Source organism: Sporosarcina sp. (assembly GCF_029257255.1).
Taxonomy (GTDB): Bacteria; Bacillota; Bacilli; order Bacillales_A; family Planococcaceae; genus Sporosarcina.
Genome location: NZ_JARICI010000004.1, coordinates 108,708 through 135,050, shown reverse-complemented (window position 1 = coordinate 135,050; position 26,343 = coordinate 108,708). Strand labels below are relative to the sequence as shown.

Here is a 26,343-nt window from a genome sequence, read left to right as displayed (position 1 = left end):
GTCCAAGTACATTATTTAATTGTTGCAGAGACGTAATCTGGTGTAATACAAAAAGGGGTATAAAAACTTTTATAAAGCATTTGAAAAATAAACTCAGCCAAAAGCGAGGAATCCTCACCTTACGTCACAATACTTTTTGAAGAGTATCTAACTAGACAAGTATTAAAAACAAAGCTAGTGTACCGTCTTAATTTCTGTAAAGTGAACAGAAATACGGCAAAGCGAACCCTTCGCTGTTCGCTTGGCTCACCGCGATCCCTCCCGAACGAGTCCGCCTAGAACGCAGGGAAACGGTCTCCTCACTGCTTACCAGCTCCCCACACTACTTACTTATCCTTCTTCTCCCCAGTACGAAACACTTTAGCACTGCGGACATACTCGTTATCTTTGATGCCGAGTCGGGCGTTGACGATGCGTGCAGCGACGAATAGGTAGTCGGATAGGCGGTTGAGGTAGCGCTGGACTACTGGTGATACGTCGTCTGCTGCGTTCATTAAGGTGACTGTTACTCGCTCTGCGCGGCGCGTGACGGTGCGTGCGATGTGTAGAGTTGCAGCTGCCGGCGAGCCGCCTGGCAGGATGAATCGCTCGAGTTCTGGTGCTTCTTCCATCAGCTTGTCGATACGTTCTTCTAGTACTGAAACTGGCTCGTCGTCTAGTTTATAGTGACGCTCTTTCATCACGTTCGCCAGATCACCGCCACCGTCGAACAGTTCATTCTGGATGGTTTCTAGGTCCGTCAGAATATCTGCAAATGTTTCCTTATCCAGCTCCGTCATTGCTTTTCCTACAAAGGAATTTAGTTCATCGATGGTGCCGTATGCTTCTACGCGTAAATCATCTTTCGCCACGCGTCCGCCAATTAAACTTGTCGTTCCTTTATCGCCTGTTTTTGTATAAATCTTCATTCGTCTCCACTCCTTTTAATTGATTGGGGAATTCCGTACCAAATCCGTGTGACGTCTGATGCTTCTTTGTATAATTGCTGATAAAGCCGTCCGCAGCGGTCGCGCAGTTCACGCTGTTCTGCCTCGAGCGGCACTACGCCACGGCCTATTTCGGTCAAAATGAATATGGTGTCCGGCTTGTTTACGGCCTGCACTGCTTCATTCACCTGCTGTTCGATCAGCTCTGTATTCTTCAGCCATTCATGCACAGCAGAAATAACAAGACGTTCGCCGGACTTTGCATTTGCTGCTGTTTCCATTGTACAGAAACACGCCGGCTGATCGCCAATCCAGCGCCTTACGTACTCCGTTTTGCCGTTATAGGCACCTCCAATAAAGATGTGCATGGCTTCCCTTCCTTCCATTGCTGTTCATCCGCACATTCGAATTGCCAGATGGAACCGTTCTGTACATTCCACTCCCAGAATGAACGGGGTTCAGGCGAAAATAATTCGAGCAGCAGACGGATCACTCCGCCATGTGTTACAACGACAGCTTCATTTGGCAGTTCACAGAACGCTTCGAGGGCACGGGATTTCACCTGGCCCAACGTCTCCCCGTTTTTCGGTGACTGTTGCCAAGGGTTTTCCAGCCACTTCGTATAATCCACATTGCCCTTCAACTCTTCAAAAGTTTTCCCTTCAAAATCACCAAAATGACATTCACGCCAGCGTGCATCCTCCGTAAATTCTACACCGGGAAAATAGATGGCAGCAGTCTGACGGGTTCTTTTCAAATCACTGCCGGTTACGTGCTTCACTTCAACCGGAAATTCAATGGCATCGCCTTCTTCTAAAACCAGCCCGCTGTCCGTCCAGCCGCAATATTGCCGCTTTTCATTGGCCGTGGTTTTTAAATGCCTAACGAGATACACACGATGAGTACAAGCCATAATAACACCTCCATTCCTTCAATAAACGCGCCACACAGATCACCAGTGACACCACCGAAATGTTTGATGGTCCAGCGTTGGTACAGCCAAACCGCAAGCACGATTGTTATGAGTAAGACAAACACGATGGCAAATGAATGGTAAAGAACGACGAGCGCAAGCATGGTAATCAAGCTGATAAAGACCGCGGCCAGCTGGATTCTTCCCTGCAGAAAATGCTGCTGGAAGAAGTGCGCAATACCGCTTTGCTTCGCTGTTTTTGTCGTGGTGAAATACATGACCATAGCCGATCTCGAAAGAATTGGCACTGCCGCAAGTAGTGCCCAGCCGTGCACAAGCCCGATAATTTCAATGAACAGACCGATTTTCAAGCCGAGCAATAGTAGTAAAGACAGCGTACCAAATGCGCCGAGCCTCGGGTCTTCCATGATTGTCAGCCGCTTTTCCTGGTCCTGATAGGAGAAGAATGCGTCTCCAAGATCTGCAAATCCATCTGCATGCAGACCGCCCGTCGCAATCAAACCCGCCAGCAGAATGAGCACCGCAGCGAGAAAACTGTTCAAATCACTGACTAGATATGCGACGCCTGCAAGTAATAATCCAATTCCTCCGCCGACAAGCGGCAACGCCATGTACATGCCGGATACTTCTTTTTTCCCGAGCGGCAATTCTTTCCTGACAGGCAGCATGGTGAAAAATTGAAGCGCTAGTAAAATGCTATTCATCTTCTCACTCCTTTACGCCAAAATGGATTGAATCAGCGGCCAGTCGATATGCCGCTTGACGTGATCCGCCCACTGTTCGTAGACGTCTACTCCATCTGCAGCAAGCTGTGTTTCACGATCCATATCCTCTTCCGGTATTCCGTGATTTTCGAGAACAGGTATAACCCCTGCAACCTGAATCCCTGTATAATTTCCAATGAAATCGACGCCTTCTTGGAAGTATTCCAGGTCGCCATAAAATTTGTTAATGATAATTGCTTTAACACGCGCTCTTTGTTCAGGCGTCAGCAGCTGCAGTGTACCGACGATCGACGCAATCGCACCGCCTTTAGAAATATCCGCTACGAGCACGACCGGCACGTCCGCCAGTTCTGCAGCACGCATATTTGTCAGCTCGCGGTCCATCAAATTCACTTCCGCCGTGCTTCCTGCACCTTCCAGAATTACCGTATCATAGTGCTGTGATAGATGTGCGAGTGCCGACTTGATAGTCTCCAGACCTTGATCATAAAGCTCTTCACGAAATTCCTTACCTCCGATTGAAGTTAGCGGTTTACCTAAAAACAAAACCTCTGACTGCAAGCCTGGTTTCGGCTTCAATAAAATAGGATTCATCTCCGCGATCGCTTCTGTCTTTGCCGCTTCCGCTTGCTGGAACTGGGAGCGGCTGATCTCTCGTCCGTCCGGCAAAATTACGGAGAAACCCGACATGTTCTGTGATTTGAAAGGGGCAACGCGTACGCCTTCATTGGCAAGAATCCTGCAGAACGCGGTGCATATCATGGTTTTTCCTACGTCTGACGCGGTGCCGGCAACGAGTAATCCGTTCATCGCAATTCCCCTTTCCAGATTAGTGGCAGTCCATGGTCCATTTCGATTGCCGTGTCGCTGAATTGGACCAGTTGCTGATGAAGTTCGCCGATTGCGCGGCGGTAGACTTCCGTTTCTTCTTCATAATGCGGCCATTCGTCGAGTACTTCATTCGATACGATCACGAGGTGTGCAGCGATCTCACTTATCTCAGCCAGAGTTTTCATCAGCTGTTGCTGTTTCTGCGCGAGACAGCCGGAACGTTGCCAGCAGGGATTACCGTTTTCAAATCCTTCATACATTTCATTCGCAAGCCACGTCGTCATACAGTCCCAGAGTATGAGATCTCCTTCTTGCAACTGCGGTAGTGCGAGATGAAGGTTTGTCGGTTGCTCGATTGTTAGCCACTGTGCATCTTTTCGATCCTGCCGGTGTTTCGAGATGCGCTCTTGCATTTCCTGATCAAACGCTACACCTGATGCAATATAGATGAGGCGGCCGCGCTCTGAGACGAGCATTTTTTCTGCGTAAGCGCTTTTACCGCTGCGTGCACCACCACTTATGAACGTTATTGCCCCGCGAACCATACAGCCATCTCCTCCCGCAGTTGCTCCATCATCGCTGTCGATTTCATTCCGACTCGCAGCCATCTGCCATCCATTCCCCGAAAGTTCTCAGAATGACGTAAAACGAAACCTCTTGCCAATAAATAATGATAAAGCTTTCCGGCTTCCTGAGCTGGTTGAAATACTAGATAATTCGCTTCCGAATCTACTACTTGGCAACCGCGCAGGAGCAAGAACTCACTCATCTTCAGGCGCTCGATTTCTGCGTGGCGAACCGCCTGCTCGCGATACGCTTCTTCTTTCAAACAAAGTACTCCGATCTCAGCTGCGAGCCCGTTGATATGCCAGTGAGGAGCCTGCTGTTTGATGGAGGTAATAATATCAGGATTTGCAACCAGATAGCCGAGCCGGATTCCAGGAATCGTGTACATTTTCGTCATGGAACGTACGACGATGACATGCGGGTACTTTTGTAAATGTGAAATGAATGATTTTTCTTCATCTGCAAAATCAATGAATGCTTCGTCCAGCACCACTTCTGCACTGCATTTTTCTGCTGATTCAATGACAGTCAGTAACTCCTCAAACGTCGGCAACAGCCCCGTTGGATTGTTAGGTGTGCACAGATAGACGGCGTCTGCACCCGGCAAAGCCGTCAGTATCTTTTCAACCGGAAGCATAAAACCATCTGCTTCTTCTGCCTGCACAGACACGATTTCCGCTTCATTGGCTTCGAGTGTCGCGCGGTATTCCGAAAATGTCGGGTCAATCAGCACAACACGTTTCTTTCTATAACGCCGTGCGAGCAATGACAACAGCTCAGCTGCTCCGTTGCCGGCAAGCACTCGCTGCGGATCGACACCATGATAGGCGGCCGCCGCCGACTTAAACGGTTCGCCTTCAGGATCAGGGTAATTCATTAGTTTCGATATCAGATCTGGCCAAGCTGCTTCTATAGAACGCGGAAGTCCAGCCGGATTGCAGTTTTCACTGAAATCGAATACTTTCTCAGGAACTGGCAAGCCGATCGTATGATACAGTCGCGCACTGTTTGCACCATGTTCAGGCAATTGCATACATCATCACTCCAATCACGGTAAATAACAGCCAGAACGTCCAGGACACCCAGTGCATCTGTCGGATGGACGAGCGGATGTGTGCGGCAGTAATTTTCGATGAAGAGGGAGGCCCCATCTTCGCCCGTTGCGAAACTTTTCCTCGATATGTATTTTTACCGCCAAGTTGAATATCGAGCTGCCAGGCTGTCGCCGCTTCCAAGTAACCGCTGTTCGGACTCGGATGGCGCTTCGCATCACGCAGCCAGCCGCCGATCCGCTTACCTAAAGGACGTCCGCCTTCATTCGCGCTGAATAAAAGGAGCAGCAGTCCTGAAATCCGTGAAGGAATGACATTCAGCAGATCATCCATATGCGCGGATACTTTGCCAAACTGTTCATAGCGTTCATCTTTATAGCCCACCATCGAATCAAGCGTGTTGACCGCTTTGTACAGCCAGAGGCCCGGCGCACCAAGCAGAAAAGCCCAAAACAGCGGTGCCGTGATGCCGTCCGACGTATTTTCCGACACTGTTTCAATCGTTGCACGCGAGATTTCTGCACTGTTTAATTTGTCGGTATCTCTGCCGACGATCCAGCTCAGCTTTTCCCGCGCTTCTGGTAAATCTCCTGCTTCTAATGGTGTATAAACCGCAAGCGTTGCATCCTGCAGACTTTTTTGTGCTAAGCCGGCGGCAATCAGCAGCGCTTCCACCGTAATTCCAACGAATACATTAAGTCTATACGCAAAACTGACGAGCCAAAGGACAAGTGCAAATGTTACACCGACAATAATAAGCCACAGCAGTGCCCCCTTCATTGTGCGCAGCCTGCCTCTATTCAGCAGTTTCGTCAAATTACCGATGGATGTGCCGATCCATTTGACCGGATGCGGCCAAGATTGTGGATCTCCAATAAGGCGGTCAAGCACCATGCCGATTGCGATGGCAATAAAATGCGCAGGTATCATTCGTAATCACCTTTCGCTTTCCGGTACGAATGAATCGCGCGTACTGTGCATTCGTAGACTCCTTGTCCGATCAACTTTCCGAGCTGCGTAATTGGTCCGGCATATGGCAGCGAAGTGCCTTGCTGTGTTGACGCAATCAACAGGCTATCCGTCGAAGTCCCGGTCGCGATCGTGCCGGATTCAGGATCTCTCACTTCTTCATCCTGCAACGCTTTCGTTTTCGCTTCCGTGGCGGTAATCATTGCCTGGACAAACGCTTCTTCCGACAACTGACCGTTGATGAATACCCATGTATTGATCGTGCCGATATAAGGAATATCTTCACGCTGCCAGGATTTTGAGACATCCACCGCGTTGCCGATACCCGCTGTAACCGCCACAACAATCGAACCGAATTCTCCTTGGAACTCTTCTATTTCTACGTGTTTTGGACTGACCGCGGTCATCATCGCCACGGTATCGGTCAGATGATAGCCAAGGGAACATAAATAATCCGTGTTCTCCAGCTGCACATCATCCGTATTGTAATCAGCTTGTACGCCTCGATTGACAAACGTACGATACCAGCCAATTCCCGCATTGTGCACAGCAGATGAAATCGTTTTAAGCGGCTGTTTGGTCTGCAGGAAAACGTGATCTTTGCGAATCTCTAGTTCCCGCTTCGTCACACGGTAGGGCTGAATTTCTTCTTTCAGATTAGGCAGTAACGTCATCTGTGGCTTCGGTATTTCAGGGTGCGCCTGTGTTTTGACACGCGCCTCATAAACCGAACGTATTTCGCTCTCGAGCACAACATCCTGCGGCGTACCGATTGCCGCTACTTCCCCTTTTTTCAACAACAGCAACCGATCACAATAAAGCGCTGCCAAATTAATATCATGGAACACCGAAACGACGGTAATTCCTTTCTGATGTGCCTGATTGCGGATCGTATCGAGCAATTGCTGCTGATGCGCGATGTCCAGATGATTCGTCGGTTCATCGAGCAATAATATCGGTGCTTCCTGTGCGAGTGCCTGCGCGACAAATACCCGCTGCTGTTCGCCGCCTGATAGCAATTCAATCGGTGTTTCCGCATAGCGCGTGATGCCCGTATAACTCATTGCTTCCTGCACGGCGCGCTCGTCTTGATCAGACCAGCTCGAGAAAAGTCCTGACTGATGCGGATAACGACCGAGTCCCACCGTATCTTTCACCGTGTGGGAAAATGCATGGGCATGCAGCTGAGGCAGCACTGCTACTTTTCGTGCAAACTGCTTCTGCGTATAGGAAGCGGAATCCTGTCCATCAATCAACACTGTTCCATGCTGTTTCGGCAGAATACCCGAAATGATTTTTAGCAGTGTCGATTTCCCGCTGCCGTTTGGACCGAGTATGCCGAGGATTTCTCCCTTTTCCACATGGAATGAAACGCCCTTCACAATTGGTTCCTTGCCGTACCCTCCTGCTATTTCATTGACCTGCAGCATGTCACATCGCTCCTTTTCTGCGCTGTTTATAAAAGATATAAGCAAAAACCGGAGCACCGATGAATGCCGTAATGACACCTACAGGCAGTTCCGCCGGCGAAATAATCGTCCTTGCTACGAGATCACAAATAATTAATAACGTCGCGCCGTTGAATAGCGACAGCGGCAGCACATGACGGTGATCTGAACCCCATAAAAGACGCGTCATATGCGGGACGACCAAGCCGACAAAACCGATGGTCCCCGAAACTGCTACTGCGGAACCCGTCAGTACGGAGCCGCCGATTAAAATGAGCAGTTTTCGTCGTTTTACGTTAACGCCCAGATGATGCGCGCGCTCCTCACCAAAGAGCATCGCATTTAATTCCCGGCGATTGAGCCAGAGAATGAACGAGCCGATGATGAAAAACGGCAGCACCATCGTAATATACTTCCAGCCTCTCATGGAAACACTGCCAAGAAGCCAGCCGACAATCTGCCGCAGCTCTTCCTGCGTCAATGCGATCATGAGAGATAATACGGATCCTAGAAATGATCCAAAAATGATTCCTGTTAAAATGATAGTTTCCATTTTCATTGAACGATCGACCATGCGTGCAAAGCCAAGCACTAAGAACATCGTAACCGCTGCCCCCGCCATACTGAAGACAGGTAAAGTAAACGCGCCCAGGAACGGCAGCGAGATACCAAAAAAGAGTGTAATCACAGCGCCTACAGAGGCACCGGATGACACTCCGAGGGTGTATGGATCTGCTAATGGATTTTTCAGGAGCCCCTGGAAGGCTGCTCCCGATATGGCTAGTGATGCACCGACAATTCCTGCCAGGAGCACACGAGGCATGCGGATTTTCCACAAAATATTGCTTGCGGTGGCATCTGCATTATTCCATAGCGTCTCTATTGGTATTTTCACTGCACCGATCGATACACCAAGCCAAATTGCCACTAAAAATGTGGCAATCGACACGATGTAGGCGAGGGCTGTTTTATTCACCGAAAACCTCTGGATACACAGCTTTCGCAAATGCTTCCAGTCCTTCTGCTAAACGTGGACCTGTCCGGCTTGTGATGTTTTCATCCACTTGTACGATTTGATCTTCTTTGACTGCTGTCACGTTATTGAAACCGTCACGCTTTTTAATGCTTTCAATAATATCCGGCACATAGCTGTACATGACGACGATCGCATCTGGATTTTCATCGACGATTGTTTCCGGACTGATCATGACCCAGCCATCTTCAGTGACGATATTTTCAGCGTTGATCATATCCAAAAACTGCTGCGGGAATGTGCCTGCACCCGGTGAATAGATTTCAGGAGCGTCTGAGTTTTCCACAAAGACACGCTTTTTATCTGTAATCTCCTCTGCTTTTTCTTTGATTTCTTCTACTTTCGCCTGCATATCTTCCACAACTTTAGTAGCTTCTTCATTTTTGTTCATGATTTCGCCGAATACTTTGATGGATTCATATGTTTCATCGAAAGTCTCTGCAGTTGGCACGACGATAACCGGAATGCCGGCTTCGCGGATCTGGTTTAGTCCTTCCTCGCTTGAGCTCATCATCATTTCATGCGCGAATACAGCGTCAGGCTCCAAGGAAATGACCTTTTCGATGTTAACGGTAAAATCACCTACTGTATCCAACTTCGTTGCTTCTTCAGGATAATCATCGTTTTCCGTTACAGCGATTACTTTATCGCCAGCACCAATTCCGAATAAAATTTCTGTGTTGCTCGGGACCAGTGAGATTACTTTTTCAGGAGCTTTTTCAAACGTGATGTCTTCTCCTGCTGAATCATTTATTGTGTAAGGATACTTGGTTTCCTCTGCACCTTCCACTTCTTTCTGATCTGCGTTTGTTTCTTCTGCTGTTTTGTCAGAATCAGCCGGCGTTTCCTCTTTTTTTGTATCGTTACCGCATGCTGCAAGAAGCAGAACGGCAAGCATTGCTGTGAGTAACAGCTGCCAAATTTTCTTCATCTAATGTTTCCCCCTTTAGCGATTGTGTTCGATTACAGCTGCAAGCACGAAAAAAACCCTTCGAACATTTCGAAGGATTAGGCGGATGAAGTCCAAGAGAGGCTTCTCCACTTTACCTATCCTCGTAGGCTGTTGCGGAACTGAATTCCATTAAGGCAGGTACCTGGCTCGTGCTTAGCACTTACAGTGGCGGGACCGCATCGGCATTGAACCGATTTCCCTTTTCATCTCTATTTTGATTAGAGAACCTTATGAAATATATGTAATTTGTAATCGTGTTTCATTATACTACATAATACAGGGTTGTACAGTTGTAAAGTGATTATTTGGAGTTTTAGTTCAGTTGGGGATTTGTGCTTCACCCCCTACTTACTATGGGGAAGAAATCTATTGCAGCTCATTGAAGTAGGTATTAAAAGAATGACTCCTAAATAAGCTCCAACGAAAAAAGCCAAGTGAAAGTTTGCGGGCTTTCACTTGGCTTGGTTTGTGCAGTTTTATATTACATACGTTCCGGTGCTTCTACGCCAATTAGTTTAAGGGCATTCGCAATGGTCGTTTTGGTTGCGGTAATCAACGCCAGTCTAGCTTCAGACAGGTCTTTGTTTTCCGGATCCAATACTTTATTGGCGTTGTAGAAGCTATGGAATGTAGCAGCTAGTTCCTGGATGTACGTTGTGATTCTGTGCGGTGCGCGCAGGCGGGCTGCGTCACTTACTAGTTTCGGGAAGTCGCCTAGTTTCTTCAATAGTTCCAGTTCTTTTTCGTCTGTCAGCAATGTAACGTTAACAGTAGATGGCTGCATGTTCTGCTCTTTTGCCTGACGTAAGATCGAGCAGATGCGCGCATGTGCGTACTGTGCATAGTAGACAGGATTTTCATTGGACTTGGAAACTGCCAAGTCTAAGTCGAAGTCCATTTGTGCATCGCCTGAACGCATAGCGAAGAAATAACGTACCGCATCTAAGCCTACTTCTTCTACTAATTCACGCAGTGTGACAGCTTTTCCTGTGCGTTTGCTCATCTTGAACTTTTCGCCGTCTTTGTAGAGCTGCACCATTTGCGCGACTTCTACTTCCAACGTGTCCCGGTCATAGCCGAGCGCCTGGATTGCTGCTTTCATACGCGGAATATAGCCGTGATGGTCAGCGCCCCAAATGTTGATGAGCTTATCGAAACCGCGGCGTAGTTTATCTTCGTGATACGCGATATCCGGCGTTAAGTATGTGAATGATCCATCTTGTTTGATCAAAACACGGTCCTTATCATCGCCAAATGTTGTGGAACGGAACCAAGTTGCGCCGTCTTCTTCATAGACATGGCCGTTTTCACGCAATTTATCAAGTGCGACTTCAATCTTGCCGTTATTGTATAACGACGTTTCAGAGAACCAATTGTCAAAATGAACGCGGAAGTCCGCCAAGTCTTTCTTCAGCTTATCTAGTTCGATCTGCAGACCATGTTCGCGGAAAAACGCCAGACGTTCTTCTTCGGAAACTTTTGTATAACGATCGCCATGTTCATTGGCAAGTTCTTTCGCGATCCCAATGATGTCTGCGCCGCGATAACCGTCTTCCGGCATTTCCTTCTCCAAACCAAGCGCTTCGAAATAACGGACTTCGATTGATTTAGCGAGGTTATTAATTTGATTTCCAGCATCATTTATATAGTATTCGCGTGACACATCGTAACCCGCGAGATCAAGGATATTGCATAATGAATCACCTAAAGACGCACCGCGCGCATGTCCGAGGTGCAAGTCACCTGTAGGGTTCGCCGAGACGAATTCCACTTGTACTTTCTGATTCTGTCCGCTTTCTGAACGGCCATACTCGCTGCCCTGATCGAGCACGAATTTGACGACATCTGCCAAACTATCTGCTTTCACACGGATATTCAAGAAGCCCGGTCCTGCAATTTCGATTGATTCGATTGCTGTATCTGCTGTATCCAGATGCTCCAAAATCTCTTCCGCAATGGCACGCGGTGGTTTCTTCGCCAGTTTCGTCAACTGCATCGCGATGTTCGCTGCGTAATCCCCATTCTCTTTGTTTTTCGGTGATTCCAACTTAATTTCTGGCATATCTGCCTGTTCCACTAAGCCTGCTTTTTCAATTGCCTGCTGCAACGCTGTTTTTATTTCCTGCTGAATCTGTTCCACTGCATTCATTTTGGTACCTCCGAATAGGTTATTGTCAATTGATGTTTCCCGAGTAAATTGCCTTCTGCATGTAAATCATAAGCTACTGAAAACCGTCCCGGTGTCCAATGAAGCTCCTTCGTATTGACCAGCAAATCCATGACAGCCGGGCCATTTCCGTATGTGCCGAAACGTGCATCGTCTTGCCGGAAAGGCAGTCTCATCTGCACGCCGCCCTTTCGCATAATGAAGGCGTCTTCTGCATGCAGTTTCACTGTCGTGCGAACCGCCGGCATTCCTTCTGTCAATTCCTCAAACAACAGATAAGCCTGCCCCTTTTTTTCGATAACCCGGCCTTTTGCCTGCATTTCATGCGCTTCTGCCGACTGTCCAGGATGCTGAATTACAGAACGGAGCCGGACCTGCACCGTTTGCTGCTGATTTGGTGCTTCCATTCGATCACCGCCTTATGTAGATAGATTCACTCATTATACACTTCTTCAGCCGGTACTTTCAATGTTACCGCGCCTAAACTTTTTCCCACTTGCCGTTTAATCCGGCAAGAACCATACCATACTAACAAAAGATACTTGAATGGAACGGGATGGGATGTTCAATGAAACGTACCGACTATATTAAATCTACCAATAGAAAAAAGATCAGAAAACGATTTTTCTCGCTGACAATCATGATGACTACAGCCGCCGTCACCGTATTGATCGCGCTCCGGCTTTACGCACAGATACTTGGAGCACCTTCATTAAGCGTGCCGAAAGCCTCTCTTTTTCTGGATCATAGTGGAAACCAGATCGGCGACCACTTCTCACAGCAGCGCAGATATTGGATGAAGCTTTCCGATATTTCACCGTTTCTGTCAGACGCTTTTGTCGCGACAGAGGACCGGAAATTTTTCGAGCATAACGGATTTGATTATAAACGGATTGCAGGAGCCGTGCTGAAAGACGTCAAAACGATGAGTAAGGCGCAGGGAGCCAGTACGATTACCCAGCAATATGCACGAAACTTGTATCTGACACATGAAAAATCATGGACCAGAAAAATTAATGAAGCTTTATTTGCCTATCGTTTAGAAGTGTTCTACGACAAGGATACGATTTTAGAAGGCTATTTGAATACAGTCTATTTCGGCCACGGAATGTACGGAGTAGAGGCAGCGAGCCGTTTTTACTTTTCAAAGTCAGCGAAAGAACTGACACTTGAAGAAGCCGCTACGATTGCGGCAATTGCGAAAGGCCCTTCCCTTTATTCGCCGCTTGCAAATCCGGAGAACTCCCGCAATCGACAGTTGCTCGTGCTGAATCAGATGGAGGGCGGCGGTTATATTTCTGAGAGTCAAAAAAAGCGCGCAACAGATGAGCCTATCGTTTTGAAAACAGAAAGCTGGAAAGACGTGAAGCAAGTTGCTCCATACTTCTTAGACGCAGCCTGGCAGCAAGCGGAAGAACTGTTGATCGCAAAAGGCCGTGTGCCTGCTGAAGGCGGCTGGAGAATCCGTACTACACTTAATCAGCATCATCAAAAAACCGCAGAAGACGTCATTGGACAGTGGATGCCCGATAATGATTTGCAGGTTGGATTCGTTTCGATGGAGGCAGACACGGGATTTGTTACGTCAATGGTTGGCGGAGTGAATTTTGCGGATAGTTCATTCAATCGGGTTACACAGGCAAAACGGCAGCCCGGTTCCGCAATGAAGCCGATTTTATACGCGGCGGCTCTTGAAAATGGATTTAATCCGCTGACGTTCATGACTGCCGAGAAAACGATTTTCACCTATGATGAAGGCCGCTCGACGTATGAACCGAGCAATATTAACGGCAAGTTTGCGGGCAAGCCGATTTCATTGGCACAGGCGATGGCGATTTCCGATAATATTTATGCAGTGAAAACGCTCGAGCAAATCGGTTATAAACCCTATACCAAAATGGCGCAGCGCCTCGGGATTGATGTATCGTTTCAGGAATCACCCGCCGTTGCACTTGGAACATCCGATGTGACGCTGATGGAAATGACGAACGCTTATAACCGTATCGCGTCCAAAGGCGCTGAGGTTGAACCGCAGATGATCCTGTCCATTACGGATGCGACAGGAAAAGTTGTCTATGAGCACAAAGCTAAAAAGCCGAAGCAAATCATGTCGGTACAAGATGCTTTTGTATTATCACAAATGATGACCGGCATGTTCGACCCGGTCTTCAGCGACTATCTATCTTCCACTGGATTATCGATGCGGCCAAAACAATCGCGACCGTATGCAGCGAAGTCCGGCACAACGATTTCTGATCAGTACTTAATCGGTTTTTCCCCTTCATTGACAGCTGGAATTTGGACGGGGTTCGACCGGGGTAAACAACTTGAAAATCTGAATGACAAAGCTGCATCAAAGAAAATCTGGATCGATTTTATGGAAACCGTCCATGAAGGAAGCATACCTGAGCCATTCCTGCCTCCTACGGGCGTTCAAAGCGTGATTGTCGATATCGAGACAGGTGGCATCGCGGTGAATGAATGCCCAAAACAGCGGGTAGTGTATGTAAAAGACAAAGACGCACCAAAAAAACTGTGCACCGATCGTTCATTAAGAGAACAAAATTCAGATAAAAAGAAAGAATCAAAACTGGAGTTGTTTCCTTTTTCGTTTTTTGAATAAACATAATCATTCACGCCTCGGCCTGCTGAATCCAGATAAAAAAATCCTCACTCTCCGATCCGCGGAGAGTGAGGATTTTTTGACTAATACAAAGCTATTGGCTGAATTTGCCCGCTTGGGTTTTGTGGCATCTTCAAAAAATAGGAATCTGCACTAGCTGTCCTAGATTACAGCAGCAAAGCTGTATGTCCAGTTTACTTCCTTTACAGCTGACATTCAACCTCAAAGAGACGCCAAAATGAATTGTCACAGTTTTGACTTATTTAGAGTTTTAGCGATTTAGCACTTCTCATAGAAAGTGTTACTCCGTACGCAGTCCTTCATGCAATTCCGGTGTGCTGCGTTCCCATAATTCTATATTGTGTGAGCGTAAAAAGTCAGCCAGGATTTTCTTCGAGCGATCATCCATCTCATCCACAATAATCTGACGTTTCATGGACTTATCCATACGGTTGACGTGATCCGCCAGCAATTTGTAACCTCGGCGCTTCTCACGGTTGACGACCATTTCACAAGCTGTGACACCTGCGTAATAAGGGCCTTCTTCACGATAATCAATCGTTACCCAGACGAGCCAGTATGGTTTTCCACCTTCAGAGTCTTCGCGGTTGGTCGTAAATTTGATGCCCCGCTCTGTATCACTGCGCGCATGCATCGCACCCATTTCTACTTGTGCAGTGCCTTCTTCCACGTCAATGATGACAGGTGAGATATTTTCCAGTGACAACGAGCCGATACCGAATCCTTTATGGCCGTCTGTCGGGTCGTTTTTAATAATGGTAAAGCCTAGTTTCGGCTTGGAGTTTTGTTCACTCGCCATGTAAATCCCCCTCTATGTCTGTTATTATATGTACTATACCTGAATTTTCTGCTTAGGAGGAAGTAATATGCCAATCGTAACCGTAAAAATGTTCGAAGGACGCACGGATGACCAGAAGCGTGCGCTGTGTGAAAAAGTGACAGATGCTGTGGTTGAAACTACCGGCGCACCCGCTGCAAACGTAACTGTCATCATCGAAGAAATGTCCAAGAGTCACATGTCTAAGGGCGGCGTCAGAGAAAGCGATAAGTAAGCATTTGAAAGGATTCTCGGGTTGTGAGAGTCCTTTTTTGTTTGCACAGCTAAAAACGACTTAGTATGTAGGTTAGAATACCGTTTGTATATAACAAATAGTGGTTGTAGATCCAATACTTCTTTTTTTATCTGTTAAAATGACCAACAACTTGTGTAAGTTAAGGTACTCAGCATTGCTTGTTTATATAGGGATTGATGAAGTATTGTCGTATGGGAGAATTATATATATAAAATATGAAGCAGAAACAAAATGGCTCGTTCTTTAACCTACACTTCTTTTTGAAACACCACCCAGTGTACCGGAGTGCAGGGCGGCGACTCCCGGAGGATCAGCGGGACAGGTGAAACACCCAACGAGCGCAGCGAGGGTGTGGTTCACCGCACGCCCTCGGGAACGCGTCCGCCCGGAACGCAGGGGAACGGTATCCCAACTGCTTACTCACTTCACCGCAACAAATTAAAGGACCCTCAAAACTGAGAATCCTTTTTCATTTTGCTATTTAGCTGGCGGAGTAGGTTTGTAGTTCTTTGATGAAGGCGAAGGCCTGGTCCATTTCCTGATCTGTGAAGTTTAGTTTGTTTTTCACAATGCGTACTTTGGCGATTTGTTCTTCCTTGTCCAACTGGTCGAAAAACAGTAGCGTGGACACCAGTTCCAAGAAACGTGATGACTTGTCGTTGAGGCGTCCGATGCAGTCTGGCAGCTGTGTTTTCGGTTCATCCGCTGTGCCTAGAAACTTTGAGCCTTCAGCCGTCACTTGATAGCAATATTGCTTGTACGATCCCTTATCTTCAAAACGTTCCGCCAGAAAACCCATTTCGCATAATTCCTCTACCCGCAGCGTCAGTTCCTCCGAATAGGGCCCATACATATGGAGCTCGTACTTTTCAGCGAACGGGAAATCCATCTTCTTCAATATATAAATCATCTTCTGCATTTTCTTGCGGCCATTTACTTCATTCGCCAACGACACAAACTGAACGATTTTTGCGTGCTCTTGCAGCAATTCGCGCAACCCCTCTCTTATCTTCGTAACACTTCTAAAATTTTCTCATGCAATAAGTTCGATCCATCCATCAAAATATCTTCCGGATAATAAATTTTATGATCTGTACGGCGTTTGCCGGAAATTGCTTCTACTACGTCAGACATTCTGGACAGTTCGCGCAGGTCGCCGTTTTTCATTTGCAGATAAATCGGCACACGCTCATTCTCTTCTCCCGGACGGTAAAAATCATACGGCAGATCGGATGAAGAATCCGTTACTAAATAATATTCCGGATCAAGTCCTGCCTGTTCGAACAGTTTCATCAGCTCGCCTATTTTCATGTAGTGTGAAGCCGGGTCAAACTCGGCATACTGGAACAGTCGACGATTGACAAACCGGTCGCATAAATCTGCCAGGATCGCATCTTCTTCGTCCATCCACAACTGGAAATAGGTCAACAATACACCCTCATCGAGTGCTATGTATTCTTTCAGTCCAAACTCTTTTTTGAAAAACGACACAAAATGGAGAGGGTCTTGTTTAAACGCATACCCTGTTTCGAATAAATATCTTGCACGATGTAAAATTTTAATCAGAATAACTTCCGCACTCCGTGAAACCGGATGAAAGTAGACTTGCCAGTACATCTGGTACCGACTCATGATGTAATGCTCGACTGCATGCATACCGCTTTCTTTGATAACGACCTGCTCTTCTGTCGGCCGCATGACGCGTAAAATCCGCTCCATGTCAAAATGGCCGTACGACACACCAGTATAATACGCATCGCGCTGGAGATAATCCATACGATCCGCATCAATTTGGCTGGAAATCAAGCTGACGACTAGTTTATCAGGATAGGTCTTGTCGATAACATCTGCCACTTTCTGTGGAAAGTCAGGTGACACGCGGCTCAGTACTTCATGAACCTCTGTCTGCCCCAATAAAATTCGCTGGGTGAAATGCTCGTGATCCAAATTAAATACCTTTTCGAACGCATGTGAAAACGGTCCGTGACCAAGGTCATGAAGCAGTGCCGCACATAACGCTACAAGCCGCTGTCCTTCATCCCATTCCTTACGTCCACTGAAGCCGTCGTCGATAATACGTCGAACGATTTCATAGACCCCAAGCGAATGCTGAAACCGGCTGTGTTCAGCTCCGTGGAACACCAGATACGTCGTCCCAAGCTGGCGAATTCGGCGCAAGCGCTGGAATTCACGCGTGTTGATCACGTCCCAAATCACACGGTCACGCACATGGATATAGCGGTGAACCGGGTCTTTGAACACTTTCTCTTCAGGCAGTTTTTCATTTGCATATGGCATGTCGTCACCTCATCCTTCATTCTATCCAGTATAGCAAAAAACGACACAAGACAACATAGACTCTATGATGGATTTTTCTTTAAACGAACTCTAAACTTTTTCCGCAAGCTGAATAGTCAATTCAAATAGAGTTCTTGCTATTCGTTGTCCTTTTATTTGCAGTAGGAATGGGTAAGCTGCCGTATTTCTGTGTCTTTCAGAAATTATGGTACTTTGACGCGGCGTTCTTAGGTCGAGTGACGAAACCATACATATTCACTTAACGTTTTGAAGATTTGTAGCATGATCTGCTTTCTATGCTACAGCGAAGGCTCAACTGCGTAGTCAGCCATTGCTGTGAGAGACATCTGGCGCGCACTTCGCCAGCTGACTCTCAGCGTAAGGCAATCCCCCAGCGCCGAATCGGTGAAAAACACAACACTCTTGCCAACTTAATTCGAGGTAATACTAAACGCCTGTCGCTGCTGAACGGCGCTTTCCGCTTTTGTTTTCATCCAGCTCCAAGCGCCAGCTGTTCGGGTCGTTTCGGACTTTCCGAAAAGATGCAAACACCGCATCTTTGCCGGCAAGCCCTCCAACGCCTGTCACAGCTGAACGGCGCTTTCCGCTTTTGTTTTTTACCATCTTGATAGAATTTTACAAGTCTTTGAATAAAAGGTTTGGGAGCTGGCCATAATGGCAGTAGAAAGAGAGTACAAGACAGGAGGCATGGAGATGGTGAAAGTTAGACAGGATGCATGGTTAGAACAAGATGATGAGTTGTTGGCAGAGACGGTGTTGAGACATGTGAGAGAAGGTAGTACACAGCTGAGTGCGTTTGAGGAAGTAGGAGACGCGCTGAATAGAACCGCAGCAGCTTGCGGGTTCAGATGGAATGCGGTCGTTCGTAGAGAATACGAGGGCGAGCTGTCAGAAGCGAAGAAAGAGAGAAAGCAGACGCTGCGTGTGCTAGGTACAGATTTTAAAAGACGCAACCAGCAGATGTACAGCACGGAGCCGGGAGCAGAAGGCCAGGAGAAAATCCAAGTGCCGCTTTCCGCATTATCACTCGACACAGTGATTGCCTACTTAATTCGCATGCATCATAACGGCGGTGCCGATACCGATGCACTTCGCTGGAAACAGACTGCGAAAACGGCGACGGAACAGCTAAAAGCGATGGAAACTGAAATAGAGACACTAAAAAAAGAGAATCGCACGTTAAAAGACGATTACGAGCAATTCGTCCAGATCATGAATCGCGCACGCAGACTAATCGCACTCAACGAAGAGAGCGAACACGTTGCACCGCTTTTCACAATGGAACCTAACGGAAATTTAGTATCATCAAAAGAGCCACCAATCAATCATTGATTGGCAGCTCTTTTTTTCGTATCACGATAACATTTTCTGATTGCGATCAAAAACCCGTTGTAAATAAAAGCCGTAAAGATCCAATTCTTCATCAGTCAGTCCGCCATGCCGCACGTCATCTGTCAGTGAGCGCAGCAACAATTGCAGACGAATCACGACTTCATTGACAGTCAGCTGTATATCAAGAATCTCCGACAAAGAAGCCATTACTTCCGGCCGGATTTCAGGATAAGCAAATTTCGTCTCCGTTCCCTGCAGTCCTGTTTCATAGACATCCCGAATGAAAGCTGCACGTTCAGAGCCACTGCCCTCTATGCAAAGGTAGACTTGGACCGCCACACCTGAACGCAGTCTGCGCTGAGAAATACCTGCAAACTTCTTGCCGTCTACACTCAGATCATAAGAACCCGGGCAGTAGGAACCGACAATTTCATAGGCTTCAATCCGTTCTCCAAGTTCCGGGAACAGCAACTTGACGAAAGTCAGCATCGCTTCATAGCCTACCGGAATATCGATGGAAGACTTCTGTTCTGAGAAAATCAGAGAAATATTTAATACGCCTTCATCCAGAACGACCGCGAGACCGCCAGAATTACGGACGATTGATTGGTAGCCGTGCTGTTCGATGCGTTCTATCGCCTGCTGGATAAACGGCATGCGATGGTCTTGGATTCCGAGGACAATTGTTTTATCATGCACCCACGTTCTCATGACAGGTACACTTTTTTGCTGGCCAACTAATTGACAGAGCGTATCATCCATTGCGAACGATTCCAGTGCGGATCGATTGCGCGCAGTGATGGATTCATCAATAAATCGCCAGGCCGGCTGATTCAATAAATTTTTATGCTGTGACATGTCTAGCTCTCCCATTGCTGTTTCTCTAATATGTATGCAGACGCTTCACAATGTGCGGTTTACAGGCTTTGTGCTGCTGTGATCAATGAAAGTTTATACACATCTTCTGCAGAACAGCCACGTGACAAATCATTCACCGGTCCATTCAAACCTTGCAGAATCGGTCCGATGGCTTCGTAGCCGCCTAATCGTTCCGTCAATTTGTAGCCGATATTTCCTGCATCAAGCGTCGGGAAAATGAACACATTCGCATCACCTTTAATGACCGAATTAGGTGCTTTTTTCGCCGCGACAGCTGGAATATACGCTGCGTCAAACTGGAATTCTCCGTCGATCAGCAATTCTGGTGCCATTTCTTTGGCGATACTCGCTGCTTCCACTACTTTTTCCGTCTCTTCCGTTACGGCAGAGCCCTTTGTAGAGAATGAAAGCATCGCAACACGCGGATCAATTCCGAACGCTTTCGCTGTCTTCGTACTTTCCACTGCGATTTCCGCCAGTTCTTTTGCTGAGGGATTCACTGTGATCGCACAGTCTGCGAATATCAAACGCTCTTCTTCTTTCATCATAATGAAAGCGCCGCTCGTTTTCGAAATGCCGGGCTTCGTTTTGATGATTTGCAGAGCCGGTCGTACTGTATCTGCTGTAGAATGCGCAGCACCGCTCACTAAGCCGTCTACACGTCCTGTATAGATTAACATAGTTCCGAAATAGTTGACATCCTTCACTTGCTCGCGTGCCTGTTCAATTGTCGCCTTTCCCGCGCGGCGTTCTGTAAACTTTTCCGCAAGTTCTTCGCGATAGGAAGCGTTTGCAGGATCAATTAGCTCAATCTCGCTGATATCGTAACCGCCGTCTGCCGCTGCTTTTTTGACCGCCTCTTCATTACCGAGTAAAACAGGCGTTACGATGCCTTCTTTCTGCAAATGAACAGCCGCTTCCAAAATCCGTACATCTTCCCCCTCAGGCAATACAATCGTCTTCCCCTTACCTTCGAGCTGTGCTCTAATTCCATCAAAAAGATCTGCCATATCCAAGTCCCACCTTCTGTTATATTTTCCTATTCATCATACCTGAAATTACTAGTTAATTCACTATGGCTTTCGAACTTTTCAGACACTTTCTTCCTATAGGCACAATTTTGTCAAACATCATTTGTGTGCAACTCCTATATCATTATCGTCAGAAGAACGTTTATGATACACTTAAAACAGAACCTATTTTGAAGTAAAAGGAGACTGAATTCAAGTGAACGAAGCAGCGATTACATTAGATGGTTGGTACGTACTTCATGATTTCCGTACAATGGACTGGGCCTCTTGGAAACTGATTTCCAAAGAAGAACGTCAAGCAGCAGTCAATGAATTCCTAAACTACTTGGAACGCCTTCAAAAAGCAGATGAAGCGAAGACAGGTAGCCATGCATTTTATACAGTGGTTGGTCAAAAAGCAGACTTTATGCTGATGACTTTGCGTCCGACAATGGATGAATTACAGCAACTTGAAGCTGAATTCAATAAATTGACGATCGCAGACTACACAATTCCGGCATACTCTTACGTTTCCGTTGTGGAACTGTCCAATTACCTCGCAGGCGAATCCGACGAAGATCCATATCAGAACCCTTATGTACGCGGACGCCTGTACCCTGAACTTCCACGCAGCCAATATGTCTGTTTCTACCCGATGGACAAGAAGCGCGAAGGCGATGATAACTGGTACATGCTCAACATGGATGACCGCAAAAGCCTGATGCGCAGTCACGGCATGATCGGCCGCGGATACGCTGGAAAAGTAAAGCAAATCATTTCGGGATCTGTCGGTTTTGACGATTACGAATGGGGCGTTACGCTCTTCTCAGACGACATACTGCAATTCAAGAAGCTTGTTTATGAAATGCGTTTTGATGAAGTAAGCGCACGTTACGGCGTGTTCGGATCATTCTTCATTGGAACAATTTTGGAAGACGACAAACGTGGAGCATTCTTCGAAGTATAATAAATTCTCAGCCGCGATTCATTTCGCGGCTTTTTTGCGTTCATTTGTAAGATTTGCCGGGAACAATAGCACGAAGTCGAGTTTGGCCGCACCAAACAAGTGGCTGAACGCACCTTAACACAGCGATACCGAGCGTAAGTGGCTGTTGACCGCGCCAAAGCATACATTGCACGCGCTATTCCAAATCTTTCATTTGCCCCATATGATCATAAACCTCTCGCGAGCGCTCATAAGTACTCCGCCCTCGATCATAATCCTTCTAAAACTTCCTGTCATACCGTTGCCTGTCAGGACATAGAATACGAGCAAGGGGTTTTGCTTTGGCTGTTATGGCAGTAACCGCACTACTGCTTCTTCTCCCCGACGGAAAGAGACTGCCCACTTATCTAATGAAAGGATGTTGAAATGGTTCAATATTATTATCCAGGCTACGGCCAGCAGCAAATGGCGCCTCCGCAAACTTCATACTCGGGAGGTAATCCTAATGTGCTTCCAATCAGGGAGCAATCATACATCGAGAATATTTTACGGCTAAACAGAGGAAAGCCAGGGATTTTTCATTTTTCATTCGAACATGCGATTGAGGCCGGTAAGAATACTAAAGAGGTTGCTGGAATGGTAGAAGCGGCTGGACGCGATCACGTGATTCTCAGCGAAGCAAAAACTGGACGACGATACCTCTTCCCGATGATTTACTTCGATTACGCAGAGTTTGATGAAGAACTAAATTACTTCGATCAGACGCCATAATAGCTAAAAACGGGCTGCCGGGAATTTCCCAGGCAGCCCGTTTCACTATTTATAAAGCTTCCATAATTGTTCGAAAACGCGGCAGATCGTCTACGCGGATCGCAGCTGCACGGAAACTCTTCTCATGTCCCAGGAACAGCACAGCGGGGAGCGGACGATTAAAATGAATCACAGCCTGCGGAAATGATTCTTCAAAATCCCTCGCAATGAAATCGATCACTTCTTTATTTTTCAGATTGCAGGAAGCGGCGCTGTCTCCCCAGTCAATTCTCTGAATCGCGTCAAACGGGATTTCCATTCGCTTCCCCAGTCCCAACGAAATCTGAAGCCGGTCACTCTTAACTTGCAATGGGTTGAGACGCACGACTTGAATATCCGCCACAAAATACAAAACTGAATAAATATTCAGAAATAACAGCACGAGTGATAAGATCATTGACTTATCATGAAGCCACCAATGAATGCCTAATGTTTCGATGGCAATTGCATGAATCAGCATAACGTAAAAGGCGATGAAGCTCGTATTGTGGTGCATCGTGAAACTTTCAGCATTCTCGGGCGGCTTCTGTTTCCAAGATGCAAACGCATAGTAGAACATCAAAAACTCAGCGGCCAATATTCGAATGATTGGATAATCCGAGACTTTTTTCTTCACTAAGGCCGGGAAAGCAAAGAGACTGCTCGATTCAGTGGATTTCATTTGGCGCAGGATTGACGGCAGATGTTTGACCAGCAGGACAATCAGCCATATTTCTGTCAATATGATGAGCAGCTCGATGCCTAAAGCGACATATGGAATGAACTTGAACGGCTGGAAGTAAGCTGCAGGCACGATAAAACGGGAAGCGAACAGCCCGAGCACAACCCACGTAATGACCCGCTTGAACGTAAAGCCCTTGCGGCGTGTGATTGCCAGTATCAATAGCGGGGCTACAACGGCGAGGTCAATGATCGAACCCAGCACGACCCCCTTCGCTTCTGCTGGGCCGGGGATGACAGGCAAGCGGTAAATAAGAAAATTGCTGACAAGCACGAACAGCAGCAACACAGTAAAGAAAGTATTTCGTTTACTGGAAAATACCTGGCCCATGACGCACTTCCTTTCAAAAGTAAGTTATGAAAAAAGACAAAGGCTATAAAACCTTTGTCTTAGTTTCCGAACTTCACAGCTGCCACAATCAGCATGATCCAGCCGGCAATGAACGCCACGCCGCCGATCGGGGTAATGGCTCCGAGTATTCCAATTCCGGAAAGGCTGAGTACATATAAGCTTCCAGAGAAAGTAATGACTCCTGCAAGCAATAAATACCCTGACCATGATAATGCAGAAGATGGTCCGAGCAATGCACTGCTCATTAATATACCGACCGCAATTAATCCGATGGCATGAAACATTTGATACTGGACCGCGGTTTCCCAGACAGCCAAATAATGTTCAGACAGACGATCCTTCAGCGCGTGGGCTCCAAATGCACCGAACGCCACTGCAATAGCTGCGTTAATCGCTCCTGCTATAATAAAAAACGGCATGAATATTCCTTCTTTCTGACGACTGATCACGTACATACTGTTTCTAGTTTACCATATTCAAATCATCTGAATGGTGTAGTTTTCGAACGGTTTGTGGCAACGTTAAAAATCGAACAAGGACTCGCCGTTCGCATCTGCTTCCTGCAGCGGCTGTTCATTCAGTGATGTAACAGGCTGTTGGAGTTGGATTGCTCTCGGTGCGGACGGCGCAATTGCCGCTTTCGAATCACTCAGCATGACATTACACAGCGCACGCACTGCCGAAAGTGCTTCTCTTTTCACTTGTTCATTCGGCGCTCGTTTAGCCAAAGCGAGTTGCTGCTCTATTTCCTTCAATAATTGATCGGATGAAATCATCGTCTTCCCGTCTCCTTCTTTGATTCAAACTTTAAGCATTCTATTCCGGATGAACGCTTGACCACGATGGATGGCATCATCTTAGTCTTAAATCCATAAGCTTTACAACCACGCGGATTTTGGGGATCCCATGTCGTATAGAAATGAATACATTCGAAGCAGTTGACAGCCACTGTCCCACTCCCTTTCTAACTTTCCAGCTGATCCGCTGACGTTTTAGCCCAATCAACCGGCCCGCTGCCCCATTCACGCAAAAAATCATTTGTTCTGGAAAATGGACGGCTGCCGAAAAAACCACGGGCGGCACTGAATGGACTTGGGTGCGTTGACTCAATAATCGTATGTCTTCTCCGATTAATCAAAGCCGTCTTTTCTTGCGCATGGCGGCCCCATAGAATGAAGACGATCGGCTCTCGGCGCAGAGATAACTTGCGAATTACTTCATCCGTAAAGAGTTCCCAGCCCTGCCTTTTGTGAGAAGCCGCTGAACTTTCACGCACAGTAAGTACGGTATTCAATAATAATACACCTTGTTCCGCCCAACCTGTCAACGTACCGCTCGACGGTATCGGAACATCCAAATCTGAAGAAAGTTCCTTAAAGATGTTGCGCAGACTCGGCGGAATCTTGATGCCCGGCTTGACAGAAAAGCTCATCCCCTCTGCCTGATCCGGTCCGTGATAAGGATCCTGTCCCAAAATCACCACTTTTACGTCATGATACGGCGTTAATTCGAAAGCGGTCCACATATCCTGCATTTGTGGATAAATCACATGTGTCGCATATTCCGACTGCAGAAATTTTCGCAGTGTCTGATAGTATGGCTTTTCAAATTCCTCACTTAGTACAGTGTCCCAATCATTATGAAATTTCGGCTTCATCTGCATCACTCCTTGAATTCGACCTCTAGCTTATAGCCTGCTAATGAAAACATTTCCTTCAATGTCTTCTCCGCGTTACGCTCGGCCGTTTGCAGTACGCCTTGTTCAGACGCCTCTTCCACAATCAAAATCTTCGCTTCATTGGCAAGTTCGTACCCTTCTTCTATATCCGCTTTCGTGCGAAATAATCCTTCTAGTGAATAAACCTCCACTTGATCGAAGTAAATTTCTGCGCCTCCAAGGAATTCTGCCGAAGGTACACGTAGACGCACAGTCTTTTCTGTGTCGTCAATTGTCAGGTCATTTTCCGTGATATCGCTAAGATCGATGCCTGCTTTGACGGAGCCCGGGATGACGACCAAGAGATTACGTTTCGTGCCTGGCAAGTTGACGCCGATGCTCTGTCCAAATAATTCATTGTCCGTGCGTTCGACAAGGACTTTTGTATAGGCTTCAGCCGTGGTCAATTCCTGAAGTTCCTGGACATGCTCGACAAATGCGCCTTTTTGTTCCGAGAAGGTCGAGCCCATTTTAATGAGATAGAACCCCGCTACAGGCAGGATGATGATCGCTGCTACCAGCATCAGAATGAGCAGGATATAGGTTTTTCTCCAAGAAGACCAGAGAGTAAATCCTAGTTCCAAGAACCCCATTTTCCGCTTGCGCTTCTTTCTCGCCTTTGGTTTCCGCTTTATCATTTCATCGACGGTAACAGACGTCTCTTCATCCGCCCGTTCGATTTCACGTTTTCCTGATTCAGACGGATCATGCTTGCTCATGATTCACGACCTTTCTATATGAATAACCCGATAAAATATATCATACATCTCTATCTATCTGTACGTTCTGCAAGGTAATAAGTTTCACTTTTTCACAGCGTCAAAAATTGTAACTTATTAGAAGATACTAGAACTAGAGTCTATACAAAATAATTGTGTTCATTTGGATTGTTGTTTACTATTAGGTACAAGAAAACTTGCGAATGAAGGGGACGTTT

Annotated in this window: 30 protein-coding genes and 1 riboswitch; of the genes, 5 read left to right on the top strand and 25 right to left on the bottom strand. The window is 46.9% G+C overall.

Annotated elements, in window-relative coordinates; genetic code table 11:
- Positions 1–326 precede the first annotated feature (326 nt).
- The 13 genes from Q1J64_RS01270 to Q1J64_RS01210 all read right to left on the bottom strand — a co-directional run bounded on the left by Q1J64_RS01270 (position 327) and on the right by Q1J64_RS01210 (position 12,011).
- Positions 327–908, bottom strand: coding sequence for a cob(I)yrinic acid a,c-diamide adenosyltransferase (locus Q1J64_RS01270; RefSeq protein ID WP_301107281.1), 582 nt, complete (start codon positions 906–908; stop codon positions 327–329).
- Positions 905–1,294, bottom strand: a complete 390-nt coding sequence (locus Q1J64_RS01265; protein ID WP_301107280.1) for a bifunctional adenosylcobinamide kinase/adenosylcobinamide-phosphate guanylyltransferase — start codon at positions 1,292–1,294, stop codon at positions 905–907. The genes Q1J64_RS01270 and Q1J64_RS01265 overlap by 4 nt, the downstream gene beginning before the upstream one ends.
- Positions 1,246–1,839: a histidine phosphatase family protein gene (locus tag Q1J64_RS01260; protein WP_301107279.1), complete on the bottom strand. Its 594-nt coding sequence runs from the start codon at positions 1,837–1,839 to the stop codon at positions 1,246–1,248. The genes Q1J64_RS01265 and Q1J64_RS01260 overlap by 49 nt, the downstream gene beginning before the upstream one ends.
- Positions 1,800–2,564 (bottom strand): adenosylcobinamide-GDP ribazoletransferase, encoded by a 765-nt coding sequence (gene cobS / locus Q1J64_RS01255; protein WP_301107278.1) that lies wholly within the window; start codon positions 2,562–2,564, stop codon positions 1,800–1,802. Before cobS ends, Q1J64_RS01260 begins: the two co-directional genes overlap by 40 nt.
- 12 nt (positions 2,565–2,576) lie before the next feature.
- Positions 2,577–3,395: a cobyric acid synthase gene (locus Q1J64_RS01250; RefSeq protein WP_301107277.1), complete on the bottom strand. Its 819-nt coding sequence runs from the start codon at positions 3,393–3,395 to the stop codon at positions 2,577–2,579.
- Complete coding sequence (locus Q1J64_RS01245; RefSeq protein ID WP_301107276.1) at positions 3,392–3,961, bottom strand: bifunctional adenosylcobinamide kinase/adenosylcobinamide-phosphate guanylyltransferase; 570 nt, start codon at positions 3,959–3,961, stop codon at positions 3,392–3,394. Before Q1J64_RS01245 ends, Q1J64_RS01250 begins: the two co-directional genes overlap by 4 nt.
- Positions 3,943–5,016, bottom strand: coding sequence for a threonine-phosphate decarboxylase CobD (gene cobD, locus Q1J64_RS01240; RefSeq protein ID WP_301107275.1), 1,074 nt, complete (start codon positions 5,014–5,016; stop codon positions 3,943–3,945). Before cobD ends, Q1J64_RS01245 begins: the two co-directional genes overlap by 19 nt.
- A complete protein-coding gene (cbiB, locus tag Q1J64_RS01235) occupies positions 5,003–5,962 on the bottom strand; it encodes an adenosylcobinamide-phosphate synthase CbiB (RefSeq protein ID WP_301107321.1) in 960 nt (319 codons plus the stop codon). Before cbiB ends, cobD begins: the two co-directional genes overlap by 14 nt.
- Positions 5,962–7,434 (bottom strand): adenosylcobinamide amidohydrolase, encoded by a 1,473-nt coding sequence (locus Q1J64_RS01230; protein WP_301107274.1) that lies wholly within the window; start codon positions 7,432–7,434, stop codon positions 5,962–5,964. Before Q1J64_RS01230 ends, cbiB begins: the two co-directional genes overlap by 1 nt.
- A 1-nt stretch (position 7,435) precedes the next feature.
- Complete coding sequence (locus Q1J64_RS01225; RefSeq protein ID WP_301107273.1) at positions 7,436–8,428, bottom strand: FecCD family ABC transporter permease; 993 nt, start codon at positions 8,426–8,428, stop codon at positions 7,436–7,438.
- Complete coding sequence (locus Q1J64_RS01220) at positions 8,421–9,416, bottom strand: ABC transporter substrate-binding protein (RefSeq protein WP_301107272.1); 996 nt, start codon at positions 9,414–9,416, stop codon at positions 8,421–8,423. Before Q1J64_RS01220 ends, Q1J64_RS01225 begins: the two co-directional genes overlap by 8 nt.
- A gap of 136 nt (positions 9,417–9,552) precedes the next feature.
- Positions 9,553–9,683, bottom strand: a riboswitch (cobalamin riboswitch).
- A gap of 235 nt (positions 9,684–9,918) precedes the next feature.
- The gene (argS, locus tag Q1J64_RS01215) at positions 9,919–11,586 is read right to left on the bottom strand and encodes an arginine--tRNA ligase (protein ID WP_301107271.1); all 1,668 of its coding nucleotides are present in this window, start codon (positions 11,584–11,586) and stop codon (positions 9,919–9,921) included.
- Positions 11,583–12,011: a YwiB family protein gene (locus Q1J64_RS01210; protein ID WP_301107270.1), complete on the bottom strand. Its 429-nt coding sequence runs from the start codon at positions 12,009–12,011 to the stop codon at positions 11,583–11,585. The genes argS and Q1J64_RS01210 overlap by 4 nt, the downstream gene beginning before the upstream one ends.
- A gap of 161 nt (positions 12,012–12,172) precedes the next feature.
- Here Q1J64_RS01210 and Q1J64_RS01205 point away from each other — a divergent pair, with 161 nt between their 5' ends.
- Positions 12,173–14,227 (top strand): transglycosylase domain-containing protein, encoded by a 2,055-nt coding sequence (locus Q1J64_RS01205; protein WP_301107269.1) that lies wholly within the window; start codon positions 12,173–12,175, stop codon positions 14,225–14,227.
- 301 nt (positions 14,228–14,528) lie between these two features.
- On the opposite strand, the gene Q1J64_RS01200 is transcribed toward Q1J64_RS01205, so the two are convergent.
- Positions 14,529–15,047, bottom strand: coding sequence for a YwhD family protein (locus Q1J64_RS01200; RefSeq protein ID WP_301107268.1), 519 nt, complete (start codon positions 15,045–15,047; stop codon positions 14,529–14,531).
- Between the two features lie 67 nt (positions 15,048–15,114).
- On the opposite strand from Q1J64_RS01200, the gene thmT reads away from it, so the two are divergent.
- A complete protein-coding gene (gene thmT / locus Q1J64_RS01195) occupies positions 15,115–15,300 on the top strand; it encodes a 2-hydroxymuconate tautomerase (protein ID WP_301107267.1) in 186 nt (61 codons plus the stop codon).
- Between the two features lie 502 nt (positions 15,301–15,802).
- Here thmT and Q1J64_RS01190 read toward each other — a convergent pair.
- From Q1J64_RS01190 to Q1J64_RS01180, 3 genes are all read right to left on the bottom strand, one after another.
- Complete coding sequence (locus Q1J64_RS01190) at positions 15,803–16,309, bottom strand: YwgA family protein (protein WP_301107266.1); 507 nt, start codon at positions 16,307–16,309, stop codon at positions 15,803–15,805.
- Between the two features lie 17 nt (positions 16,310–16,326).
- Entirely contained in the window at positions 16,327–17,619 is a 1,293-nt protein-coding gene (locus Q1J64_RS01185) for an HD domain-containing protein (protein WP_301107265.1), read from the bottom strand.
- A 447-nt stretch (positions 17,620–18,066) separates the two neighbouring features.
- A complete protein-coding gene (locus Q1J64_RS01180; protein WP_301107264.1) occupies positions 18,067–18,243 on the bottom strand; it encodes a hypothetical protein in 177 nt (58 codons plus the stop codon).
- A gap of 90 nt (positions 18,244–18,333) precedes the next feature.
- Here Q1J64_RS01180 and Q1J64_RS01175 point away from each other — a divergent pair, with 90 nt between their 5' ends.
- Positions 18,334–18,972 (top strand): RsfA family transcriptional regulator, encoded by a 639-nt coding sequence (locus Q1J64_RS01175; RefSeq protein ID WP_301107320.1) that lies wholly within the window; start codon positions 18,334–18,336, stop codon positions 18,970–18,972.
- Between the two features lie 21 nt (positions 18,973–18,993).
- On the opposite strand, the gene lipL is transcribed toward Q1J64_RS01175, so the two are convergent.
- The gene (gene lipL, locus Q1J64_RS01170; RefSeq protein WP_301107263.1) at positions 18,994–19,830 is read right to left on the bottom strand and encodes an octanoyl-[GcvH]:protein N-octanoyltransferase; all 837 of its coding nucleotides are present in this window, start codon (positions 19,828–19,830) and stop codon (positions 18,994–18,996) included.
- Positions 19,831–19,889: 59 nt separating this feature from the next.
- Positions 19,890–20,861 (bottom strand): phosphate acetyltransferase, encoded by a 972-nt coding sequence (pta, locus tag Q1J64_RS01165; protein ID WP_301107262.1) that lies wholly within the window; start codon positions 20,859–20,861, stop codon positions 19,890–19,892.
- Positions 20,862–21,078: 217 nt separating this feature from the next.
- On the opposite strand from pta, the gene hemQ reads away from it, so the two are divergent.
- Positions 21,079–21,828 carry a hydrogen peroxide-dependent heme synthase gene (gene hemQ, locus Q1J64_RS01160; protein ID WP_301107261.1) on the top strand — a complete coding sequence of 250 codons (750 nt, stop codon included), beginning with the start codon at positions 21,079–21,081 and terminating at the stop codon, positions 21,826–21,828.
- A gap of 405 nt (positions 21,829–22,233) precedes the next feature.
- Positions 22,234–22,578 (top strand): spore coat protein GerQ, encoded by a 345-nt coding sequence (gene gerQ / locus Q1J64_RS01155; RefSeq protein ID WP_301107260.1) that lies wholly within the window; start codon positions 22,234–22,236, stop codon positions 22,576–22,578.
- 49 nt (positions 22,579–22,627) lie between these two features.
- Here the strand turns inward: gerQ and Q1J64_RS01150 are convergent, their stop codons facing one another.
- From Q1J64_RS01150 to Q1J64_RS01125, 6 genes are all read right to left on the bottom strand, one after another.
- On the bottom strand, positions 22,628–23,668 hold the full coding sequence (locus Q1J64_RS01150; RefSeq protein ID WP_301107259.1) for a beta-carotene 15,15'-monooxygenase: 1,041 nt from the start codon (positions 23,666–23,668) through the stop codon (positions 22,628–22,630).
- A 59-nt stretch (positions 23,669–23,727) separates the two neighbouring features.
- Positions 23,728–24,108, bottom strand: coding sequence for a DUF423 domain-containing protein (locus Q1J64_RS01145; protein ID WP_301107258.1), 381 nt, complete (start codon positions 24,106–24,108; stop codon positions 23,728–23,730).
- Between the two features lie 102 nt (positions 24,109–24,210).
- On the bottom strand, positions 24,211–24,465 hold the full coding sequence (locus Q1J64_RS01140; protein WP_301107257.1) for a DUF5327 family protein: 255 nt from the start codon (positions 24,463–24,465) through the stop codon (positions 24,211–24,213).
- Positions 24,462–24,638, bottom strand: coding sequence for a uracil-DNA glycosylase (locus tag Q1J64_RS01135; protein ID WP_301107256.1), 177 nt, complete (start codon positions 24,636–24,638; stop codon positions 24,462–24,464). Before Q1J64_RS01135 ends, Q1J64_RS01140 begins: the two co-directional genes overlap by 4 nt.
- 15 nt (positions 24,639–24,653) lie before the next feature.
- Positions 24,654–25,346: a uracil-DNA glycosylase gene (locus tag Q1J64_RS01130; RefSeq protein WP_301107255.1), complete on the bottom strand. Its 693-nt coding sequence runs from the start codon at positions 25,344–25,346 to the stop codon at positions 24,654–24,656.
- Positions 25,347–25,351: 5 nt separating this feature from the next.
- Positions 25,352–26,125 (bottom strand): DUF4230 domain-containing protein, encoded by a 774-nt coding sequence (locus Q1J64_RS01125; RefSeq protein ID WP_301107254.1) that lies wholly within the window; start codon positions 26,123–26,125, stop codon positions 25,352–25,354.
- Between the last annotated feature and the right edge of the window lie 218 nt (positions 26,126–26,343).